Source organism: Massilia sp. LXY-5 (genome assembly GCF_059801075.1).
This window is the reverse complement of record NZ_JBNNEH010000005.1, coordinates 67,666-87,367: the sequence shown is the minus strand read 5'-3', so window position 1 is coordinate 87,367 and position 19,702 is coordinate 67,666. Positions and strand designations below refer to the sequence as shown.

General features: G+C 66.1%; 18 protein-coding genes. 13 read left to right on the top strand and 5 right to left on the bottom strand.

What is annotated here, in order from left to right; genetic code table 11:
- The first annotated feature begins 304 nt into the window (after nucleotides 1-304).
- From ACI48I_RS15460 to ACI48I_RS15420, 9 genes are all read left to right on the top strand, one after another.
- Nucleotides 305-1,111, top strand: a complete 807-nt coding sequence (locus ACI48I_RS15460) for an IclR family transcriptional regulator (protein ID WP_193685630.1) — start codon at nucleotides 305-307, stop codon at nucleotides 1,109-1,111.
- Nucleotides 1,112-1,226: 115 nt separating this feature from the next.
- Nucleotides 1,227-2,381, top strand: coding sequence for an ABC transporter substrate-binding protein (locus ACI48I_RS15455; RefSeq protein ID WP_193685629.1), 1,155 nt, complete (start codon nucleotides 1,227-1,229; stop codon nucleotides 2,379-2,381).
- Nucleotides 2,382-2,543: 162 nt separating this feature from the next.
- Nucleotides 2,544-3,416, top strand: a complete 873-nt coding sequence (locus ACI48I_RS15450; protein WP_193685628.1) for a branched-chain amino acid ABC transporter permease — start codon at nucleotides 2,544-2,546, stop codon at nucleotides 3,414-3,416.
- An 8-nt stretch (nucleotides 3,417-3,424) separates the two neighbouring features.
- Nucleotides 3,425-4,378 carry a branched-chain amino acid ABC transporter permease gene (locus ACI48I_RS15445; RefSeq protein ID WP_498574686.1) on the top strand — a complete coding sequence of 318 codons (954 nt, stop codon included), beginning with the start codon at nucleotides 3,425-3,427 and terminating at the stop codon, nucleotides 4,376-4,378.
- The gene (locus ACI48I_RS15440; protein ID WP_498574685.1) at nucleotides 4,365-5,078 is read left to right on the top strand and encodes an ABC transporter ATP-binding protein; all 714 of its coding nucleotides are present in this window, start codon (nucleotides 4,365-4,367) and stop codon (nucleotides 5,076-5,078) included. The genes ACI48I_RS15445 and ACI48I_RS15440 overlap by 14 nt, the downstream gene beginning before the upstream one ends.
- Complete coding sequence (locus ACI48I_RS15435) at nucleotides 5,071-5,772, top strand: ABC transporter ATP-binding protein (RefSeq protein ID WP_193685625.1); 702 nt, start codon at nucleotides 5,071-5,073, stop codon at nucleotides 5,770-5,772. Before ACI48I_RS15440 ends, ACI48I_RS15435 begins: the two co-directional genes overlap by 8 nt.
- A 21-nt stretch (nucleotides 5,773-5,793) precedes the next feature.
- Nucleotides 5,794-6,969 carry an acyl-CoA dehydrogenase gene (locus ACI48I_RS15430; protein WP_193685624.1) on the top strand — a complete coding sequence of 392 codons (1,176 nt, stop codon included), beginning with the start codon at nucleotides 5,794-5,796 and terminating at the stop codon, nucleotides 6,967-6,969.
- 222 nt (nucleotides 6,970-7,191) lie between these two features.
- A complete protein-coding gene (locus tag ACI48I_RS15425) occupies nucleotides 7,192-8,355 on the top strand; it encodes a GGDEF domain-containing protein (RefSeq protein WP_498574684.1) in 1,164 nt (387 codons plus the stop codon).
- 174 nt (nucleotides 8,356-8,529) lie between these two features.
- A complete protein-coding gene (locus ACI48I_RS15420) occupies nucleotides 8,530-11,409 on the top strand; it encodes a sensor domain-containing diguanylate cyclase (RefSeq protein WP_193685622.1) in 2,880 nt (959 codons plus the stop codon).
- Between the two features lie 30 nt (nucleotides 11,410-11,439).
- Here the strand turns inward: ACI48I_RS15420 and ACI48I_RS15415 are convergent, their stop codons facing one another.
- Nucleotides 11,440-12,684, bottom strand: coding sequence for a glycoside hydrolase family 1 protein (locus tag ACI48I_RS15415; RefSeq protein ID WP_498574683.1), 1,245 nt, complete (start codon nucleotides 12,682-12,684; stop codon nucleotides 11,440-11,442).
- A gap of 158 nt (nucleotides 12,685-12,842) precedes the next feature.
- On the opposite strand from ACI48I_RS15415, the gene ACI48I_RS15410 reads away from it, so the two are divergent.
- From ACI48I_RS15410 to ACI48I_RS15400, 3 genes are all read left to right on the top strand, one after another.
- Nucleotides 12,843-13,586, top strand: coding sequence for a DUF2076 domain-containing protein (locus ACI48I_RS15410; RefSeq protein WP_498574682.1), 744 nt, complete (start codon nucleotides 12,843-12,845; stop codon nucleotides 13,584-13,586).
- A 76-nt stretch (nucleotides 13,587-13,662) separates the two neighbouring features.
- Nucleotides 13,663-15,009: an MBL fold metallo-hydrolase gene (locus ACI48I_RS15405; protein ID WP_498574681.1), complete on the top strand. Its 1,347-nt coding sequence runs from the start codon at nucleotides 13,663-13,665 to the stop codon at nucleotides 15,007-15,009.
- Nucleotides 15,006-15,713 carry a hypothetical protein gene (locus tag ACI48I_RS15400; RefSeq protein WP_498574680.1) on the top strand — a complete coding sequence of 236 codons (708 nt, stop codon included), beginning with the start codon at nucleotides 15,006-15,008 and terminating at the stop codon, nucleotides 15,711-15,713. The genes ACI48I_RS15405 and ACI48I_RS15400 overlap by 4 nt, the downstream gene beginning before the upstream one ends.
- A 6-nt stretch (nucleotides 15,714-15,719) precedes the next feature.
- Here ACI48I_RS15400 and modC read toward each other — a convergent pair whose 3' ends face one another.
- Genes modC through modA form a run of 3 tightly spaced genes read right to left on the bottom strand, consistent with a single transcriptional unit; the run spans nucleotide 15,720 to nucleotide 18,225 of the window.
- The gene (modC, locus tag ACI48I_RS15395) at nucleotides 15,720-16,802 is read right to left on the bottom strand and encodes a molybdenum ABC transporter ATP-binding protein (protein WP_498574679.1); all 1,083 of its coding nucleotides are present in this window, start codon (nucleotides 16,800-16,802) and stop codon (nucleotides 15,720-15,722) included.
- The gene (gene modB / locus ACI48I_RS15390) at nucleotides 16,799-17,482 is read right to left on the bottom strand and encodes a molybdate ABC transporter permease subunit (protein WP_498574678.1); all 684 of its coding nucleotides are present in this window, start codon (nucleotides 17,480-17,482) and stop codon (nucleotides 16,799-16,801) included. The genes modC and modB overlap by 4 nt, the downstream gene beginning before the upstream one ends.
- Before the next feature lie 2 nt (nucleotides 17,483-17,484).
- The gene (gene modA, locus ACI48I_RS15385) at nucleotides 17,485-18,225 is read right to left on the bottom strand and encodes a molybdate ABC transporter substrate-binding protein (protein WP_498574677.1); all 741 of its coding nucleotides are present in this window, start codon (nucleotides 18,223-18,225) and stop codon (nucleotides 17,485-17,487) included.
- Between the two features lie 108 nt (nucleotides 18,226-18,333).
- Between modA and ACI48I_RS15380 the strand changes: the two genes are divergently transcribed.
- Complete coding sequence (locus ACI48I_RS15380; protein ID WP_498574676.1) at nucleotides 18,334-19,086, top strand: TOBE domain-containing protein; 753 nt, start codon at nucleotides 18,334-18,336, stop codon at nucleotides 19,084-19,086.
- Nucleotides 19,087-19,107: 21 nt separating this feature from the next.
- Here ACI48I_RS15380 and ACI48I_RS15375 read toward each other — a convergent pair whose 3' ends face one another.
- Nucleotides 19,108-19,695 (bottom strand): hypothetical protein, encoded by a 588-nt coding sequence (locus ACI48I_RS15375; protein ID WP_498574675.1) that lies wholly within the window; start codon nucleotides 19,693-19,695, stop codon nucleotides 19,108-19,110.
- Between the last annotated feature and the right edge of the window lie 7 nt (nucleotides 19,696-19,702).

Here is a 19,702-nt window from a genome sequence, read left to right as displayed (position 1 = left end):
CTCCTTGTAGGTTTTCGCCAAGCGTTTCGCTGTGCGGAATTATGTTTTGCAGATTGCGGCAAAAACTACGATACCGCATTTCCAACGGCGGTGTAAATGCCCTTGTTGGGGAGTCTTTACAGTCGGTATGCAGAGCATTTCCATGAGGCATCGGTGAGCGCGACAGGCGACATATAGGAGCGGCGGCAAAATGTTTCGCTGTGCGAACGACCATTTCACGAAACTGTTGACACTTCGGTTTTCGGTGTGTGAATATCCGCCCAGACCCAGCCTCAGATTGGGCACCGAGACAACGAAAGAACCCATGCAAGACGAGATCGAGTCATTCGAAGACGATGCAGCCAAGGACCGCCAGTTCGTCACGGCCCTGGCGCGCGGCCTGGAGATCCTGCGCTGCTTCCGCCCTGGCGAGACCTATCTCACCAACAGCGAAATGGCGAAGCGCACCGCCATGCCGAAACCGACGATTTCGCGCCTGACCTATACCCTTACCAAGCTCGGCTACCTCAGCTATTCGCCCGACCAGGGCCGCTACCAGCTGGGCGCGGCCGTGCTGGCCCTCGGCTATACGCTGCTGGCCAATCTCGACGTGCGCAAGCTTGCCCGTCCCGCGATGCAGGAACTGGCCGAATACGCCCAGTGCAGCGTGGCGATCGGGATCCGCGACCGCCTGTCGATGGTGTATGTGGAAGCCTGCCGCGGCAGCGCGGCCGTGACCCTGCGCCGCGACGCCGGTTCGCGCATCCCGCTGGCCACCACCGCGATGGGCAAGGCCTACCTGTGCGGCCTGCCGCAGAACGACCGCGACTTCCTGATGGACCATATCCGCCTGCAGACCGAAACCAACTGGCCGAAGATCAAGGCCGACCTGGAACAGGGTTTCCGCGACTACCAGGACCGGGGCTTCTGCCTGTCCTCGGGCCTGTGGGACGCGAACATCAGCGCCGTCGGCGTGCCCCTGGTCGATCCGGACCCGGCCAAGACCATGGCCTTCAACTGCGGCGGCCCTTCTTTTCTCCTGCCGCAGGAAAAACTGATCGACGACCTCGGCCCGCGCCTGGTGCAACTGGTGCGCAACGTCGAAATGAGCATGGGCCGCAACCTGGGGTAGCGGGCGGCCCGCCCACAGTATTGCAGAACCTTGCCGGCGGCACGACAGCCGCCGGCGCAACAACGCCGGTCCCGCCACGGGACCAGATCGTGAACATAACTGAAAAGGTGGAGACATGAAAAAGGCAACAAGCATCGCCCTGGCAATCATGACCCTGTGCGCAGGTGCGCAGGCCGACGAGCTGCTGGTCGGCGTCCAGATTCCGCTGACCGGCCCGCTGGCCCGGGTCGGCATGGGTACCCAGGAAGGCATCCGCGTCGCCGCCGAGGTGTTCAACAAGACCAACGGCAAGCACACGATCAAGCTGGTGACGGTGGACGACGAGTCGGCCCCGGCCAAGGCGGTCGCCGCGGTCGAGAAGCTGGCCAGCGAAGGCGTGGTGGCGATCACCGGCGGCTACGGCTCGAACAACATCTCGCCGGCCTCGGACGCGGCGAACAAACTGGGCCTGGCCTACATGACCTCGGGCGGCGTCGACGACGGCCTGGTCGAAGCCGGCCGCAAGAACTTCTTCCGCATCAATAACACGGCCGGCTACCAGAAGGCGCTGGTCGGACTGATCTCGGACCTGGGTGTGAAATCGGTCTCGATCATCTATTCGACCAAGGACGCCACCGAAGGCCTGGCGACCGACGTCCAGAAAACCCTGGCCGCGAAAGGCATCAAGGTCGCGATGCACGCCTTCGATCCGGCGATCACCGACTTCAAGCCGATCATCAACAAGGTCAAGCTGCAGGACCGCTCGGAATTCATCGCCATGGTCGGCTACGAGAACGACTATGTCGGCATCCTGCGCGCGGCGCGCGTTCTGAAACCGCAGGCCAAGGCGATCGCCGGCGTCTGGTCGCTGGCCACGCCGAAGATGGCGGCCGACTTCCCCGACCTGATGCCGAACGTGTACGGCACCGCGGTCCTGCCCTTCCCGGTGAACTTCACCACGCCCGAAGGCAAGACCTTCGGCGAGACCTACAAGAAGCTGCACAACAAGGAGCCGGATTACCTGGGCCAGTTCGGCTACGTGCAGTCCATGCTGCTGTTCGACGCGATCGCGCGCGCCGCCGACAAGGGCACGCTGAAAAAGGGCGGCGTGATCGAGGAACTGCGCAAGACCGACAAGCAGACCCTGATCGGCCGCGTCCAGTTCAACGCCAAGGGCGACAACCCGAACTTCGTCCAGCGCATGGGCCAGCACCAGGGCAAGCAGGTCGTCCTCGTGTGGCCGAAAGAGTCGGCCAATGGCAAGCCGGTCTTCCCGGGCGTGCCGTGGTAGGAACCTCGATAAACCTACTGCGCGTTGTCCTGGCGGCCTGCGATGCTCGCTGTACTACTCGTACAGCTGCGCGTCTCGGCCACCAGGCCTGCCGCTCGCTACGGTTTCTCGAGGTCCTGTCACACCAAACCGAAATTGCCATGAACTGATTGGAATGCAGACATGACGGAATTAATATTGCAGGCCGTGTACTCCGGCCTGCTGCAGGGCGGCTCGTATGCGCTGATCGCCCTGGGCCTGGCGCTGGTGTTCGGCGCGATGAAGGTCATCAACCTGGCGCACGGCGAGCTGGTGCTGCTGGCCGCCTACATCGCCTACACGGTCGAAACGAAAATGGGCTGGAATCCGGCGATGGCGATTCCGATTGCAGTGGTGATCGTCTGCCTCACCTCCGCCCTCCTCTACTTCGTGGTCGGCAAAATCAAGACCAACCGCGAAATCAATTCCCTCACCCTCACCTATGGCGTGGGCGTGATCCTCACGAATATCGTCCTGATGATCTGGAGCGCGGACGTGCGCGCCACCGGGTCCTCGTGGATGCAGGAAGCCTTCCAGGTCGGTGAGCTCTACAGCATGCGCAGCGAAGTGCTGTTCTTCTTCGTCTCGATCGTGCTGATCGTCGCCCTCTGGTGGTGGCTGTCGCGCAGCTGGTATGGCCGCGCGGTGCGCGCCGTCTCCAGCAACCGCGACGCTGCCAAACTCATGGGCATCAATCCGGGCCGCACCGAACTGGTCTCCTTCCTGGTCGCGGGCATCCTGGCGGCCTTCGCCGGGGTCGCCCTGTTCAGCTACGGCACGATCACCCCGGCCACCGGCAGCGTGCTCACCGTGAAGGCCTTCATCATCACGGTGCTGGCCGGTATCGGCTCGATTCCGGGCGTCCTGATCGGCGCGGTCCTGCTCGGCATCGCCGAATCGCTGACCGTGACCCTGGCCAGCTCGGCCCTGCAGGAACTGGCCGGCATGGGACTGTTCCTGCTGGTGCTGTTCGTCATGCCGAACGGCCTGTTCGGTGCTACCAAGAGGCGCGGATGAAACTGAATATGAAGTCAAACAAGCTTTTGATCGCGGTCCTCGCCCTCGTGTATGTCGGCGTGCCCTTGCTGCTGGGCGCGAACGCCTATGTCATGAGCCTGGTGATCGCCTCGCTCGTCATCGGCGGCATCGCCCTGTCCTGGGCCCTGCTCGGCAACCTGGGCGGTATGGTGAGCTTCGGCCACGCGGCCTTCTTCGGCGTCGGCGCCTATACCTCGGCCGTGCTGTCGATGCAGCACGGGGTGCCGGTCTTCGTCGGCATCCTGCTGGGCGGCGTCGGCGCGGTGGTGGCGGCCCTGGTGATGCTGCCGGTGCTGCGCCTGCGCGGGCCCTATTTTGCGCTCGCCATCCTGGCCTATGCCCACATCTTCCGCATCCTCGCCACCGAGTGGCAGTCGGTCACGGGCGGCTCGGGCGGCATCGCCAGCATCCCGCGCCTGCCGACCCTGTTCGGCTATGACTTCGCCAGCAAGACCGGCAACTACCTGGTGATCCTCACCATCGTGCTGGTGTTCGCCCTGGTCTACGACATGATCCGGCGCAGCCCGCACGGCCTGGCCCTGCGCGCCATGCACGACAGCGAGGATGCGACGCGCGTGGTGGGCGTCAACAACACCCTGCTGAAAGGCCTGATGCTGCTGGTCTCGGCCTTCATGTGCGGCGTGGTCGGCGCCTTCAACGCCCACTACATCAACTTCCTGGAGCCGGATTACGCATTCTCCGCCGGCTGGGTGACGATCCCGATCGTCGCGGCCATCTTCGGCGGCTACCGCACGATCACCGGCCCGCTGGTCGGCGCGGTCGTGGTGTATCTCGTCGACCAGCTGTTCGTGAAGAACCTGATGCCGACCGGCCACCAGCTGGTGCTGGGCGTGGTGCTGGTCGCCATGATCATCTCCAGTCCCGACGGCCTGTTCGGCCTGGCGCGCAAGTTCATGAGGAAAAAAGATGCTACAGCTTGAAAACGTGACCGTGCGCTTCGGCGGCCTGATCGCCGTGAACGACGTGTCCCTGAACATCGGCACCGGCGACGTCGTCGGCCTGGTGGGCGCGAACGGCGCCGGCAAGACCACGCTGTTCAATGCGATCTCGGGCCTGGTGCGCCCGACCGCCGGCCGCATCGTCTTCGACGGCGTCGACGTGCTCAAGGCGCCGATGTACCAGCGCGCCCGCATGGGCATCGGCCGCACCTTCCAGATCCCGCAGCCGATGCACGAACTGACCGTGCGCCAGAACCTGCAGGTGTCGCAGCGCTTCGGCACGGGACGCCTGGACGAGCGCCGCATCGACGAGATCCTCGCATTCACCGGTCTCACCGCCAAGGCCGAACGCGATGCCTCCACCGGCCTGGCGCTGACCGAACTGAAGGCGCTGGAAGTCGCCAAGGCGTTGGCGACCGATCCGAAACTGCTGCTGCTGGACGAGGTGCTGGCCGGCCTGGAAACCAACGGCAAGCGCGCTTTCATGAACATGCTCAAGGGCCTGCACCAGAAATTCCAGGTCGGGATCTGCATCATCGAGCACGACATCGAGACCATCAGCAACCTGTGCGCACGGGTGGCGGTGCTGAACTTCGGCCAGTTGATCGCCGAAGGCACGCCTTCGGAGGTGTTCAGCAATCCGGAGGTGGTGAAGAGCTATACGGGAGCCGACCATGCTTGAGATTTCCAACCTGCGCGCCGGCTATGGCGCCATCAACGTGCTGTGGGACCTGTCGCTGACCGTCCAGCCGGGCAAGCTGACCACCATCATCGGCCCGAATGGCGCCGGCAAGACGACGCTGCTGCGCGCGATCATGGGCTTGATACCGGTGATGCAGGGTTCGATCACCCTCGACGGCAAGCCACTGAACGGCACGCCGACCTGGGACATGAACCTGGTGTCGATGGCCATGATTCCCGAAGGCCGCATGGTGTTTCGCGACATGACGGTCGAGGAAAACCTGATGATGGGGGCCTTCGCGCCCCAGCACCGCGCCGGCGCGGCGGCCAACCTGGAGAAATCCTATGTGATGTTCCCGCGCCTGCGCGAACGCCGCAAGCAACTGGCCGGCTCGCTTTCGGGCGGCGAAGCCCAGATGCTGGCGATGGCGCGCGGCCTGATGAGCGACCCCAAACTCCTGATCATCGACGAACCCTCGCTGGGTCTCGCGCCGGTGATGGTCAATGAACTGTTCGAGATCCTCGGGCGCCTGAAGGGCGACGGGCGTACCATCGTGCTGGTGGAACAGAACACCCAACGCGCGGTCGGCGTCGCCGATCACGTTTATCTGATGCAAAGCGGCAAAGTCGTGCTGTCGCAGGCGGCGTCCGAGGTCAGCCTGGATCACCTGCACGACCTGTATTTTGCACGTTAATCAACTACTGAAGAGACCATCATGACCAAAGCCGCTTTCCACTGGGACGATCCCCTCCTCCTGAACAGCCAGCTCACCGACGACGAGCGCATGATCCGCGACGCCGCCGCCTCCTATTGCCAGGACAAGCTGCAGCCGCGCATCCTCGAGGCCTTTCGCCACGAGCGCATGGACAATTCCATCTTCCGCGAGATGGGAGAGCTGGGCCTGCTCGGCCCGACCATTCCCGAGCAGTACGGCGGCCCCGGCCTGAACTATGTCGCCTACGGCCTGATCGCACGCGAAGTCGAGCGCGTCGACTCGGGTTATCGCTCGATGATGAGCGTGCAATCGTCCCTGGTGATGGTGCCGATCCATGAATTCGGCAACGAGGCAACCAAACAGAAATACCTGCCGAAACTGGCCACCGGCGAATGGATCGGCTGCTTCGGTCTGACCGAGCCGAACCACGGCTCCGACCCGGGTTCGATGGTGACCCGTGCCCGCAAGGTCGAGGGCGGCTATTCGCTCACCGGCAGCAAGATGTGGATCACCAACTCGCCGGTCGCCGACGTGTTCGTCGTCTGGGCCAAGGATGACGAAGGCGCCATCCGGGGCTTCGTGCTCGAAAAGGACTGGAAAGGGTTATCCGCCCCAGCCATCCACGGCAAGTTCGGCCTGCGCGCCTCGGTCACCGGCGAGATCGTCATGGACAACGTGTTCTGCCCGGAAGAAAACGCCTTCCCGGACGTGCGCGGCCTGAAGGGTCCGTTTACCTGCCTGAACTCGGCGCGTTACGGCATCGCCTGGGGTGCGCTCGGCGCCGCCGAGGCCTGCTGGCACACGGCGCGCCAGTACACCCTCGATCGTCACCAGTTCGGCAAACCGCTGGCGGCGAACCAGCTGGTGCAAAAGAAACTGGCCGACATGCAGACCGAGATCACCCTCGGCCTGCAGGGCTGCCTGCGCCTGGGCCGCATGAAGGACGAGGGCACGGCCGCGGTCGAGATCACCTCGATGATGAAGCGTAACTCCTGCGGTAAATCGCTGGACATCGCCCGTACGGCACGCGACATGCTGGGCGGTAACGGCATTTCGGACGAGTTCGGCATCATCCGCCACATGGTCAACCTGGAAGTCGTGAATACCTATGAGGGTACGCACGACATCCACGCGCTGATCCTGGGCCGGGCGCAGACCGGCATCGCCGCCTTCTGATCGGCGGCGGTGGCACGGGCGGAGGCGGGGTGGCATCCGCGTCCGCCCGGACCCGCCGCACTGACGACGGCATGGGTCAATGAAGGCGAACGCCCCCTCCCTCGCCGCCCGACCGTGCAACGCGGCATTGCGGCAAGGATTGTATCTATCTTTATCTAAGTTCTTTACAGCAACTCAATAAGTCGCTACAGTCGGGCTCGTCCTCGTCCCACCGCTTCCACAATGTCCGAGCTGCAGTCTCCCAGCGCCATTGCGCGCTGGCGCGGTGAATTCACATCCGCCAGTACCGAATCGGCGTTCCTGCGCGACCAGGGCGGCGTCATTCGGCATGAGTTGACGCGTTCGCTCTCGATTTGCGGCATCTCTTACCTGGCATTCGCGCTTGCCGATGTGGCCCACCTGGGCCAGAGCAGCCAGACACTGGTATTGTTCCTGGCGCGCCTGGCGATCGCCATGGTCGCCTTGACGGGCATCGTTCTGACCCGCCGCAGCGCCAATCCAGCTAAAACCGCCTATCGCGCAGCCACCGTATTCACCAGCCTGGCGATGCTCACCTTCCTGCTGGTCGTGTATGCGCGGGGCGAACTGCTGCTCCACGGAATGTCGATGGCCATCATGCTGATCATCGTCTACCTGTTCATTCCGAACCGCCTGCGCAACGCGACCATCGTTGCACTCTGCGCGAGCGCCAGCTTCCTCGCACTCGTGTATTCCTTCGGCACGGTCAGCGCACGCCAGCTGTCGACCATGACCATGCTCCTGCTGCTCGCAAACGTGTTCGGCGCCGTTGCCGCGCGGCGCAATGCCCGTCTGGCGCGCCGGCAATACTGGACCCAGCAGATCCTGATTAACCAATCGGTCCGCGATCCCCTGACCGGGGCCTTCAACCGGCGCCACCTGAACGCAGGGCTGCTCGATGGCGAGATCGAGAGCGCCCGCCGCCGGAATGCTTCGTTGACGATCATCATGTGCGACGTGGACAGTTTCAAATCCATCAACGATACCCATGGCCACCAGGCCGGTGACGCGCTGCTGCAGGATGTCGCCCGCCTGTTGCTGTCGATGACCCGTGACGGCATCGATACGGTTGTGCGCTACGGCGGCGAAGAATTCCTGCTGATCCTGCCCGACACTACCTTGGCCGATGGCCTGGCCCTCGCCGAGCGCATGCGCACACGCCTTGCCGCAGCCAATAGCCAGCACGGCCTGGTACAGATCAGCGCGACGGCGAGCTTCGGCGTCGTCAGCGCGCGCCTTTCGCCTGAGCTGCCGGGCATTGCCAGCCAGGCCCTGATCGCCCACGCAGACGAACTGCTCTACGCGGCCAAACGCAACGGCCGCAACCGGGTCCATGCGCGAGAATGGGAAGCCGCCGGCGCGGCCTGAACCAGGCCAGTCCAGAAACACCTGGTAAGCAAACGCCGCTTACTGTCCCACCCGCGCGACACATTCGTGCATCGTTGGCATCATTTCCCCTCGGCAATCGGGCCTGCGTGCAGCCGGCCCGGTTTCGCATGATAAGCTGCCCTGCTGCAACTTTATTGCTAGACATAAATATTCATGCTTTCTACTCTCCGTTCCGGCCGCCTGTCGCTCGCGCCGACGCTGGCCGCCGTGACGGCCGCCGTGATGCTGCTCCTGACCCTGGTGACCGTGCAGCTGGTCGGCCATACGCTGGCGAAACAGGCCGAGGCCGACATCGGCCAGAATCTCGCCGAGCTGGCTTACCAGACCACCGACAAACTCGACCGCGGCATGTTCGAGCGCTACCGCGAAGTCAAGCTGATGTCCGAGCGGCTCGCCATCACCGATCCGACGGTGCCGGCGGAGACCAAGCGCGCCGCCATCGACAGCATGCAGCGGACCTTTCCCTATTTCGCCTGGATCGGGATGACCGACAACCGCGGCACGGTAAAGGTCGCGTCGAGCGGTCTGTTGGAAGGCAAGGACGTCTCGGCCCGGCCCTGGTTCGCCGCCGCCTACGAAGGCGAGCACCTGCATGACGTGCACGAAGCCGTCCTGCTCGCCAAGCTGCTGCCCAACCCGACCGGCGAACCGAAACGCTTCCTCGACATTGCCTTCCCTTACCGCGGCCCGGACGGCGTCATCAACGGCGTCTTCGGCACCCACCTGAGCTGGCAGTGGGCGGCCGCCGTCGAGCGCTCGGTCCTGCGCACGCTGGCAAAGCGCAAGGCGGTCGATACCGTCATCCTGAGCCGCAAGGGCGCGGTCCTGCTCGGCCCGAAGGAATACGCGAACAAGGTGCTGGACCAGGAAAGCCTGCGCCGCGCCGCGCGCGACAAGAACGGTTCCGTGATCGAAACCTGGCCCGACGGCCAGCGCTACCTCGTTGGCTACAGCCAGAGCGCAGGCCACGAATCGTATCCGGGAATGGGCTGGGTCGTGCTCGTGCGCCAGCCGCTCGCGGAGGCGTTCAAGCCGGTCGATGCACTACGCAACAAGATCCTGTGGGCCGGCCTGCTTGCCGCGGCCCTGGTGTCGCTGCTGGTCTGGGTGTTCGCCAGGAACATCACCCGGCCGCTGGACACCATCACCCGCCACGCCGATGCGCTGCGCGCCGGCCATGCCCGCGAAATTCCGCCGCTGCGCAGCCGCCTGACCGAAGTGCAGATCCTGCGCAGCACCCTCAACGCCCTGCTCTCGAAGCTGCTGGCAAACGAACAGGGCCTGCGCGAACTGAACGCGACGCTCGAGACCCGGGTGACCGAACGCACCACGGAACTGCATCGCGCCGTCGAGGAAACGCGCAAGGGCGAACAGCGGGTCAAGGCGATCATCGACACCGCGCTCGACGCCTTTGTCGGCGCCGATGCACAGGGACGGATCACCGACTGGAATCCCCGTGCGCAGGACATCTTCGGCTGGACCCGCGAGGAAGCGCTGGGCCGGACGATTACGGAAACCATCGTTCCGCCGCGTTTCCGCGAGGCCCACGAGGCCGGCATGCGGCGCTTTGCAAGCACCGGCAGCGGCAGCGTCGTCGGCAAGCGCATCCAGCTATCCGCGCTGCGCCGCGACGGGGATGAATTCCCGGTCGAGATGACCATCGGCCTGGTCAACGCCGGAGAGACCTCGTTCTTCGGCGCCTATATCCAGGATATTTCGGTGCGCAAGGAGATCGAGGACGAGCTGGCGCGCGAGCGCGAGCTGCTCGACGCCGTGCTCGATTCGATCGACGTCGGCGTAATGGTCTGCTCCAGCGCGGGCGAGGTCACCATGTTCAACCGCGCGGCGAGGGAGATCCTCACCCTGCCGGCCTCGCTGCTGGCGCCTGAAGAACGGGCCGCCCATTACCGCCTGTTCGCGGCCGACGGCCAGACGCCCATGACCGCGGAACAGACGCCGCTGCTGCGCGCGCTGCGCGGCGAGACCGTCGAAAACGCCGAGATCATCGTCAAGCCGCGCGCTGCGGCGCCGCGCTTCCTGTTCGCCAGCGGACGCGCACTGCACGCACGGGACGGATCGGGCATCGGCGCCGTCATCGCCTTGAAGGACGTGACCGCGCTGAAGGAATCGGCGCGGCGCCTGGAAGAAAGCGAACGCAGCCTGCGCACCATTACCGACAACCTGCCGGTGCTGATCGGCCACGTCGACCGCGACGGGCGCTACCAGTTTGCGAACGCGACCTATGAAACCTGGTTCGGCGTGCCGGCCCGGAGCATCGTCGGGCAAACCATGCGCGCGGTGATGGGCGAGGCGCTGTACCGCGAACACGAACCCCTGCTGGCGCGCAGCCTGGCCGGCGAGACGGTCCGTTTCGAGGTGGCCCTGCCGCTCGGCGACGGCCTGCGCACGGTCGAGATCACGCGCATTCCAGACATCCACGAAGGCCAGTACAAGGGCTTCTATGTGCTCGGCGCCGACATATCGGCGGCCAGGCTGCACGAAGAGGCATTGGCGCAGCTGGCGCGCATCGATACCCTGACCGGCCTGCCGAACCGGCGCGCCTACCAGGAGCACCTGACCGGCGCACTGCAGCGTGCGCAGCGCGCCGGCCATGGCATCGGCCTGATGTTCCTCGACGTCGACCATTTCAAGCAGGTGAACGACACACTGGGCCACGCCGCCGGCGATACGGTGCTGTACGAGTTCGCCCAGCGCGTGCGGGGTGCCGTGCGCGTGACCGATACCGTGTGCCGGCTGGCGGGCGACGAATTCACCGTCATCCTCGAAGGCCTGAGGTCGCCGCAGGAAGCCGCCCTGGTCGCGGCCAAGATCCTGAAGGCCTTCGAGCCGGCGTTCGAGCTCGAGGGCGGCGCACGTTATGTCTCGACCAGCATCGGCGTGACCTATGCGGACAGCTTCCCGGTGGACAGCGACCAGCTTGGCGCCGATGCGGACAAGGCCTTGTACATGGCCAAGCGCGAAGGACGGGGCCGTTTCGCCGTGTCGCGCCTGGAGGGCGCCCGGGCCGCGTGATCGTTCAGCCCAGCCCCCGGTTCCGGTCCCTCAGTTCCAATTTTTATCGGGCTGCACATTGAGCCGGTACGCCGCATCGATCACGTCCTGTAGTTCGACCGGGTCGCTGTACGGATCCTCGTCCAGCGCGGTGACCCGGTTCAGCTCCTTCTGCCAGCGGCGCAGTTCGTCGATGTAGGCCCCGTCGGGAATGCGCCGCAGGTCGCCGTCGGCTTCGACCAGGTCGCAGATGCCGTTGTGCAGCCATTCGCCGGTATGCCAGTCCGGCATGTCGACCGCCGGGAACAGGCAGATCCCCTGCAAGTCCATCCCGCGGCGCACCGCCGCCAGCGATTCCCCCATCACATCCCTCAACCAGTCGGCTCGGCCGTGGCCGAAACCGCTGGTTTCGCCGATGATCATCGGCCGGCGGTAGCGTTGCCATACCGTGTCGAGCATTTCGCACAGCGGGGCGATGCGGTCGTCGCCCGGCGGCAGCGCCGCATGCGGTCCGTGCTCGCGGTACTCCATCTGCCCGAAGGCGTAGTTGTTGGCGCCGACGATATCGAGGATCTCGGGAGAGCCGCCGAATTCGGGGTGGGCGCGGCCGCTGATGATGTCCCAGGCAAGAAAGGTGTCTTCTTCCGTCTCATGGCGCGCTGCCTCGACCTGGTCCGGGCGGTCGCGCGGGGCGACTACGCGCACGAGCGGATCGATGTGGACCATGCGCGCTTCCGGATCGACTTCGCGGATCGCCTTCACGCCGGCGATCGCGGCCCGGCACAGCGCCAGCCGCAGGCGCATGCGGTCGTCGCGGCTGCAGCGGAAGGGCGCGGCCCAGCCCCATTCGCCGGCGCAGAAGGAGAAAAAGGTGATTTCGTTGATTGGTGTGAAGAAATGGGGTCCACGCAACTTGGGTATCACGTATTCGGCGGCGGCGCGGCAATATTGCGCGAAGCGGGTGACGAAATCGTCCGAAAACGGATCCAGGTCGTCCGGGTAGCCGTAGTGGAACAGGTCCCAGATCGGCGTGATTTTCGTCGCCTTCATCGCCTCGATGTAGGGATCGAGGGTCGAGAAGTCGCAGCAGCCGCTCTTGTCCACCATCGGCCACGGGATGCCTTCGCGTGCCACGGCGATACCGAGGCTGGCCAGGTGCTGGTAATCCTCGGCGGCATGGCGGTCGTGCCCGGTTTCCGCGACCAGGTTGCGGCGCACGCCTTCTTTCCAGTTAAAGCTGGAGCATTCGAAGCCGGACAGGAAAAATGTGGGGAAGATCCCGGGGCGCTTTGCCATGCGTGTCTCCTTGCCGATGAAGTTGCCGAACCGGAAGCAGCATGCCACAAGCCTGCCCTTGCCGGCGCCCGGTCCTGCACCTGCCCCTCACCCGCGCGCTTGAAACTGGCCGAACTGGTGCAATATTGACCATATCGACCAACGTGGAGGGTGAAACCATGAGTCCGCAAGATTCCCAGCTATTGCAGGATTTCCTGAACCAGCTCGTGCAGGCGCGCGACCTGCCGAAAGATCCCGAGGCCGAGGCCATGATCCGGCAGGCCGTGGCCATGCAGCCGGATGCCGCCTACCTGCTGGTGCAGCGCGCCCTCTTGCAGCAACGGGCGCTGGACAACGCCAAGGCCGAGATCGCCGACCTGCAGCGGCAGTTGCAAGGTGGAACGCAGCGCGGCGAATTCCTCGATCCGAATGCCTGGGGCAACAGCGCCGGCGCCCGTCAGCAAACCCAGGCCCATGGCGGCCAGGCGCCGCAGCAACAGTATCCGCAACAGCAATACCAGCAACCCTACCAGCAGCCGTCGATGATGAACCGCGCCAGCAGTTTCTTCCGGGGCGGCGGCGTGGGCGGCGGCATGGGCGGCGCGCTCGGCAATATCGCCTCGACCGCGGCCGGCGTGGCGGCGGGCGCCTTCCTGTTCCAGGGACTGGGCAATCTGCTCGGCCACCACAACCACGACGGCAACGGCTTCCTGGGCAATAACGACGCCTTCTCGTCGCTGACCTCGCCGATCGAGGATTTCCACAACAGCGGCGCCGGGCAGGACAGCGCGAGCAGCCTGCTCGGCGACAGCAGCGTCGACAGCGGCACCGGCAACTCCCTGCTCGACGATGTCGGCAGCGGATCGGACGACTTCGCCGGCGACAATTATGACGGCGGATCGGACGACGGCCTGTTCAGCTGAGCTGGCGGCAGGGCCGGCGTGTTAACATGCGCCCTGGCCGGGGAGCGCCCTCCCCGGCCCAACTATCACGCTCTCCATGCCGCTTCATATCTCCCGCATCCTGCACGCCGGCTATCTCTTCGACTGCGAAGGCACGCGCATCGCCTTCGATCCGATCTTCGAGAACCCCTTCAGCCGCAACTGCCATGCGTTTCCGCCCGTGCGTTTCGACCACGAACAGATCCGGCGGCAGCGTTTCGACGCCGTCTTCATCTCCCACTTCCACGACGACCACTGCTCGCTCGACAGCCTCGACCTGCTGGAGCGCACGACGCCGATCCACATCTACTGCCTGTTCGAGGAACTGTTCGACATGGTGCGCGCACTCGGTTTCGCCGACGTGCGTCCCCTGCGCATCGATGTGCCGGTGAGCGTCGGTCCGTTCACGGTCACGCCGCGCATCGCCATGGATCCGGACGTCGATTCGATGTTCCAGGTCGAAGCGGCCGGACTGAAGGTGCTGAACGTCGTGGATTCCTGGATCGACCCGGACACGCTGCCGGCGCTGGCCGGCCAAGGTCCCTGGGACATGGTGCTGTGGCCCTTTCAGACCATGCGCGAGATCGAGGTGCTGTCGCCTTCGCGGGCCGCCCCGGCGCCGCCGGCGCTGCCCCCGCATTGGATCGAGCAGCTGCAGGTACTGCATCCCCGTTTCGTCGTGCCGAGTTCCTGCCAGTTCCTGCAGGAGCCCTGGTCCTGGTACAACCAGGCCTTCTTCCCGATCAGCTATCGCCAGTTCCAGCAAGAGGTCGAAGCCGCGCTGCCGGCTGCGCGCGTGGTGCGCATGAATCCCGGGGTGTCGATGCGGCTCGACGGGAATGCGCTGCTACCCGCGCCCGCCCTCGACTGGGTCGTGCCCGTCGGCGACCAGGACGTCGACTACGCCTGCGACCCGCAGGCAGTGCCGCCATCGACGGGCGAGATCGCGCGCCGCTTTCCCGCCTTGACCGGAGAGCAGGCCGAACGGGTCAAGGCCTGGTGCGGCACCGGCCTGCTCGACAAATACCGCGACATGCAACTGCCCGAGGAAAGCTATTTCGAGCAGCCGCGCATCTGGCGCCTGTCCGTCTTCGATCACGAGGGAGTGGCCACGCATCGTCACTACCGCGTCGAGGGGGACAGCATCGACCCGGTCGCCGCCGACGCCGCGCCCCTGTCCTGGACCACCGAGATCCCGGCCGCCAAACTGTACGCGGCACTGGAACTCGGCGAGTCCCTCACCTCGATGTACATGCGGATCAACGACGGCCGCTTCGACGCGGCCACCGAGCTTGAGCTCGAGACCGCCGAGCTGGTCGACGACCCCTTGATCCGCTGCCTCTTCAACGACGCCTTCGGCGCCTATCAAGCCGCGCAGCTGCGCCGGCTGAAAGCCAACACATGACCATCACCATCCTGCCCTACCGCGCCACGCTCGAACAAAGCTGCGACTGGCTGGAACAGCAGACGGGCACGCCCTGGACCCTGGCGCGCCTGATCGAACACGAAGTCACGCCCTATGTCTGGCTCGACTACGACGCCGCTTATCCGGAGCTGTTCGGCGATGCCAACGGCGGCTATGCCGCGCCGATCTTCTACGCGGGCGACACCGCGCGCCTGGCGGCGGGCAGCGAGGACGTCCTGATCACGAGAACGAAGGACGCGTACAAGATCGTGGCCACCCTGCCCGCGCCCGGCTTCCGGCGCGAACTGCAGGCCTTGCGCTTCCAGAAGAAGGACCTCGAAAAGCTGGTCAAGGCCCTGAAACGCGCGGCCCAGCCGCAGCCGGAACCGAAGGCCGCGGCCGAATCGACGGCCGGCATCTACAAGGAGCAGGCACTGGCCGCCTTCGGCCCGCTGGTCAAACAGAATCTCGAGTCGGCGCTGGCGGAGGCCGGCGGCATCTTCGGCGACGACGGCGCGCGCGTCAAGGCGAGCACGAAAAAGGCGAAGTCGAAAATCGTCTGGAACCCCGTCGTGCTGGCGCTCGGCCTGCACGATGTCTACCGGGTCCCGCTGCGCGGCCTGTCGCGTGCGTTTTCCGCCCACGACTTCCTGGATCCGTGGCGCGAGGAGTGGGAGCGCAGCCTGCGGCTGCTGGGGCATTGAGCGGGCCTAGGACAGCAGGGCCACCGATTTCACCTGCGCCCATGCCGGCCCGCCCGCCTTCAGGTCCAGCCCGGCCAGCGCCCGGCGCGTGATCCGCGCCACCAGCGCGGTATGCCCGCACAGTACCCGCACCAGCACCTGCGACGGATGCGTGTCCGCCGCGATCGACTCGACGATGCAGGGGAAATGGTTCTGGATGCTGGTGCCGAGCGGCTCGCACGTGGCCAGGCTGACGTCGCGCGCCAGTATCCGCAAGCGCACCTGGCGCCCGACGGCGATCCCGCTGTCGCGCAGCCAGAAGGAGCCATGGTCGAAGTCCACGCGCGCCAGCTGCCACTGATCGCTGCGCTCGGCGACCACGCCGTGAACCAGCGCGCCCGCCTCGTCGCCCGCGACGCCGGGCGCATCGATGGCGGACAGCACCTCGTCGACGGGGCCGGCCGCTTTCACTCGCCCCTGCTCGAGCACGACCACGTGGTCGGCCAGCCGCGCCAGTTCGTCGACGGCATGCGTCACGTAGAGCATGGGCAGCTTCAGTTCGGCGCGCAGCTTTTCCAGCCAGGGCAGGATCTCCTGGCGCCGCGCCGCGTCCAGCGCGGCCAGCGGCTCGTCGAGCAGCAGCAGGCGCGGCATGGCCGCCAGGGCGCGCGCAATGGCCACCCGCTGGCGCTCGCCGCCGGACAAGCCGGCGACGCGGCGCCCGAGCAGGTGGCCGATGCCAAGCAGTTCCACCACGTCCTGCAGCGTGCGCGCCGCTCCGGGCGAACGGCTGCGTTTCCGGCCGTAGTCGAGATTGCCCTGCACGTCCAGGTGCGCGAACAGGCTCGCCTCCTGGAACACGTAGCCGAGCGCACGCCGGTGGGTCGGCAGGAACACGCCGGCCGCGTCGTCCTGCCAGACTTCCTCGCCCACGACGATGCGGGCGCCGCGTCCCTTCTCCAGCCCGGCGACGCAGCGCAGCACGCTGGTCTTGCCCGAGCCCGATGGCCCGAACAGCACGCTGATGCCGCTGGCGGGCAGGCGCAGGTCGACGTCCAGCGTGAAATCCGCGCGCGGCAGCGACAGGCGGACCTGGAGTTCGCCCGTCACGGCAGCACCCGCGCATCGTGACGGCGCAGCCCGGCGAGCGCGAGCAGCACCGCAAAGCTGAACAGCAGCATGCCGCCGGCCAGCCAGTGCGCGGACGCGTATTCCATCGCCTCGACATAGCCGTAGATCTGCGTCGAGACGACGCGCGTCTGGCCCGGGATATTCCCGCCGATCATGAGCACGACGCCGAATTCACCGACCGTATGGGCGAAGCTGAGGATGGCGGCGGTCAGCAGGCCGCCGCGCGCCTGCGGCAGCGCGACGCTGAAGAAGGCGTCGACCGGCGAAGCGCCCAGCGAGGCCGCCACCTCCAGCGGCCGCCTGCCCATCGCCTCGAAGGCATGCTGCAGCGGCTGGACGGCGAACGGCAGCGAGTAGACGATGGAACCGATCAACAGGCCGCTGAAGGTAAAGGAGAGCACGCCCAGCCCCAGCGCTTCGGTGAGCCGGCCGACCGGACCGTCCGGGCCGAGGGCGACGAGCAGATAAAAGCCCAGCACGGACGGCGGCAGCACCAGCGGCATCGTCACCAGGGCCGAGATGGGAACCCGCCAGCGCGAGCCGGTCCACGCCAGCCACCAGGCCAGGGGCGTGGCAAGCAGCAGCAGGAGCGCGGTGGTCGAGGCGGCCAGTTTGATCGTCAGCCAGATGGCCTGCAGGGCTTCCTTCTCGATGGGCATGGTCAGATGTCGTAGCCGTAGGAGCGAATGAGCGCCCTGGCCTTTTCGCCGCGCAGGTAGCGCATCAGCGCGGCGGCGGCCGGGTTGTCCTTGCCTTTGCCGAGCAGGAGTGCGTCCTGGCGAATCGGCGCATGCAGCGAGGCCGGGACGATCCATGCCGAGCCATCTTTTAACTTGCCGTCGGCCTGGACCTGCGACAGCGCGACGAAGCCGAGTTGGGCATTGCCGGTGGCGACGAACTGATACGCCTGGGCGATGTTCTCGCCCTGGACCAGCTTCGGCCGCAGCGTCTCGAGCAGGCCGAGTTTGCCGAGGGTTGCATAGGCCGCGGCCCCATACGGCGCGAGCTTCGGGTCGGCGACGGCCAGCCGTGCGAAGCGGCCGCTTCTCAAGACCGCGCCCTGGGCATCGACCAGGCCGGCCTGCCGGCTCCACAGCGCGAGCCTGCCGACGGCGTAGGTAAATCGGCCGGCGCCCCGGCCTTCGCGTTCCAATCTGGCCGGGGTCGCGTCGTCGGCGGCGAGCAGCACCTCGAAGGGCGCGCCATTCCTGATCTGGGCGTAGAACTTGCCGGTCGAGCCGAAGGAAAGCAAGGCCTTGTGGCCTGTCTCGGCCTCGAACAGGGGCACGATCTTTTCCATCGGCGCCGTGAAATTGGCGGCGACGGCCACGCGCACCTCGCCCGCCCGGGCGCCTGCAGGGATCGCCAGGAGCGCAAACAGTATCCCCATCCATCGCTTCATGGTCCGTCCCGCTATTCCGTATTCGAATAGCGAAACTCTAGCACAGAACCGCGAGCGCTATTCAAATGGGGAATAGCGTGTACCTCTTCGCCCTGCTACCATGGAAGGATGAGCAAGCACACTCTCCCGCTGAACGAAGTGCTCGGCTTCCAGGCCGGCGACAAGCGCATCGACATCCTGCGCCGGGTGGGCCAGGCCGGCTCCATTTCCGAGGCCGCGCGGGAAGCGGGCGTCAGCTACAAGGCTGCCTGGCAGGCCCTCGAAACGCTCGCCAACCTGGCCGGCACGCCGCTGGTGGAAAAAGCGGTGGGCGGCAGCGGCGGCGGCGGCGCGACCATCACCCCGGCCGGCCGTCGGGTGCTGGAGGCGGCCGACGAGATGGCGCGCGCCCGCCGGCGCATCCTCGACAGCTTCGAGCACGGCGACGCCAGCGGCCGCGCGGCCCTGGCACTGCGCACCAGCATGCGCAACCAGTTTCCCTGCACGGTCGGGACGATCAAGGCGTACAAGGGCCAGGTCCGCGTGCAGCTGCTGCTGGTCGACGGCAGCGCCCTGCATGCGCGCATTACCCGGGAAAGCGTCGAGTTGCTGGGGCTGGAGCCGGGGCGCGAGGTGCTGGCGCTGTGCAAGGCGACGGCCGTGCGGGTCGCCGACTGCATCGAGGCGTCGGCCGCAGGCAACGTATTACCTGGGGAGATCGTGCGTGCGAGCCGGTCCGCGAGCGGCGGCGAAGTCACGCTGCGCCTGGCAAGCGGCGTCCAGCTGGTCGGGTTTGCCGCGGCCGGAGGCGCACTCAAAGCCGGACGCCCGGCAATGGCGTCCATCGACGAGGCCAGTGTCGTCGTCGGCGTCCTGAACTGATCCGCCCGGCCGGAAGGCGGGTCAGGCCGCCGGTAAGGCCGCCTCGAAGGCCGCTTTCGCGGCCAGGAAGCGGCGCAGCGCCGTTTCGGGGTCGAGTCCTGCCATCACCAGGTTGACGACTTCCCTCTTGTCGCCCGAACCGATGTTCTTGCAGGCCTCCCTGTGCGCGCAAAACCAGGCATACCAGGACACTTCGGCCGGACGCTCCTTGCGTGGCTTGAAGCGCAGCGGCACCGCGGCGCGCGCGGCTTGCGCGTACTCGGGCAGGCGGGCCAGGGCCGGCGCCCAGTCGAAAGCGGCGACCGCCTGGCGCGCCGCGCCCCAATCGCCCTCGCAGGCAAGGGGACGCATGGTGGCCGGATGCACCGCCAGGCAGGCCAGGTCCGGATAGCCGTTCTGCCTGCAAAACTCGGCCACGAAGCGCAGCTTCATCCCGATGCCGAGCACCTCGGCGCGGTCCATGGCCGCATCCTTGGGATCGAGGAATCGTCCCAGCTCGAGCAGCTCGGCATACGCGATCGGCGTGGCGCCGTTCTTCTTCAGGTGGTGCAGCAGCGCCTCGACCAGGCGCGCGCCGATCTCGATGTCGTTGAGCGTGAATCTGTCCATGACAAGC

Excerpts from the sequence above, each read along its gene's own strand:
- ACI48I_RS15435 (WP_193685625.1), top strand. The coding sequence starts at position 5,071 with ATGCTTGAGATTTCCAACCTGCGCGCCGGCTATGGCGCCATCAACGTG.
- ACI48I_RS15420 (WP_193685622.1), top strand. The coding sequence starts at position 8,530 with ATGCTTTCTACTCTCCGTTCCGGCCGCCTGTCGCTCGCGCCGACGCTG.
- ACI48I_RS15400 (WP_498574680.1), top strand. The coding sequence starts at position 15,006 with ATGACCATCACCATCCTGCCCTACCGCGCCACGCTCGAACAAAGCTGC.
- ACI48I_RS15450 (WP_193685628.1), top strand. The coding sequence starts at position 2,544 with ATGACGGAATTAATATTGCAGGCCGTGTACTCCGGCCTGCTGCAGGGC.
- ACI48I_RS15460 (WP_193685630.1), top strand. The coding sequence starts at position 305 with ATGCAAGACGAGATCGAGTCATTCGAAGACGATGCAGCCAAGGACCGC.
- ACI48I_RS15380 (WP_498574676.1), top strand. The coding sequence starts at position 18,334 with ATGAGCAAGCACACTCTCCCGCTGAACGAAGTGCTCGGCTTCCAGGCC.
- ACI48I_RS15455 (WP_193685629.1), top strand. The coding sequence starts at position 1,227 with ATGAAAAAGGCAACAAGCATCGCCCTGGCAATCATGACCCTGTGCGCA.
- ACI48I_RS15430 (WP_193685624.1), top strand. The coding sequence starts at position 5,794 with ATGACCAAAGCCGCTTTCCACTGGGACGATCCCCTCCTCCTGAACAGC.
- ACI48I_RS15375 (WP_498574675.1), bottom strand. The coding sequence starts at position 19,695 with ATGGACAGATTCACGCTCAACGACATCGAGATCGGCGCGCGCCTGGTC.
- ACI48I_RS15410 (WP_498574682.1), top strand. The coding sequence starts at position 12,843 with ATGAGTCCGCAAGATTCCCAGCTATTGCAGGATTTCCTGAACCAGCTC.
- ACI48I_RS15415 (WP_498574683.1), bottom strand. The coding sequence starts at position 12,684 with ATGGCAAAGCGCCCCGGGATCTTCCCCACATTTTTCCTGTCCGGCTTC.
- modA (WP_498574677.1), bottom strand. The coding sequence starts at position 18,225 with ATGAAGCGATGGATGGGGATACTGTTTGCGCTCCTGGCGATCCCTGCA.
- ACI48I_RS15405 (WP_498574681.1), top strand. The coding sequence starts at position 13,663 with ATGCCGCTTCATATCTCCCGCATCCTGCACGCCGGCTATCTCTTCGAC.
- ACI48I_RS15440 (WP_498574685.1), top strand. The coding sequence starts at position 4,365 with ATGCTACAGCTTGAAAACGTGACCGTGCGCTTCGGCGGCCTGATCGCC.
- ACI48I_RS15445 (WP_498574686.1), top strand. The coding sequence starts at position 3,425 with ATGAAGTCAAACAAGCTTTTGATCGCGGTCCTCGCCCTCGTGTATGTC.
- modB (WP_498574678.1), bottom strand. The coding sequence starts at position 17,482 with ATGCCCATCGAGAAGGAAGCCCTGCAGGCCATCTGGCTGACGATCAAA.
- ACI48I_RS15425 (WP_498574684.1), top strand. The coding sequence starts at position 7,192 with ATGTCCGAGCTGCAGTCTCCCAGCGCCATTGCGCGCTGGCGCGGTGAA.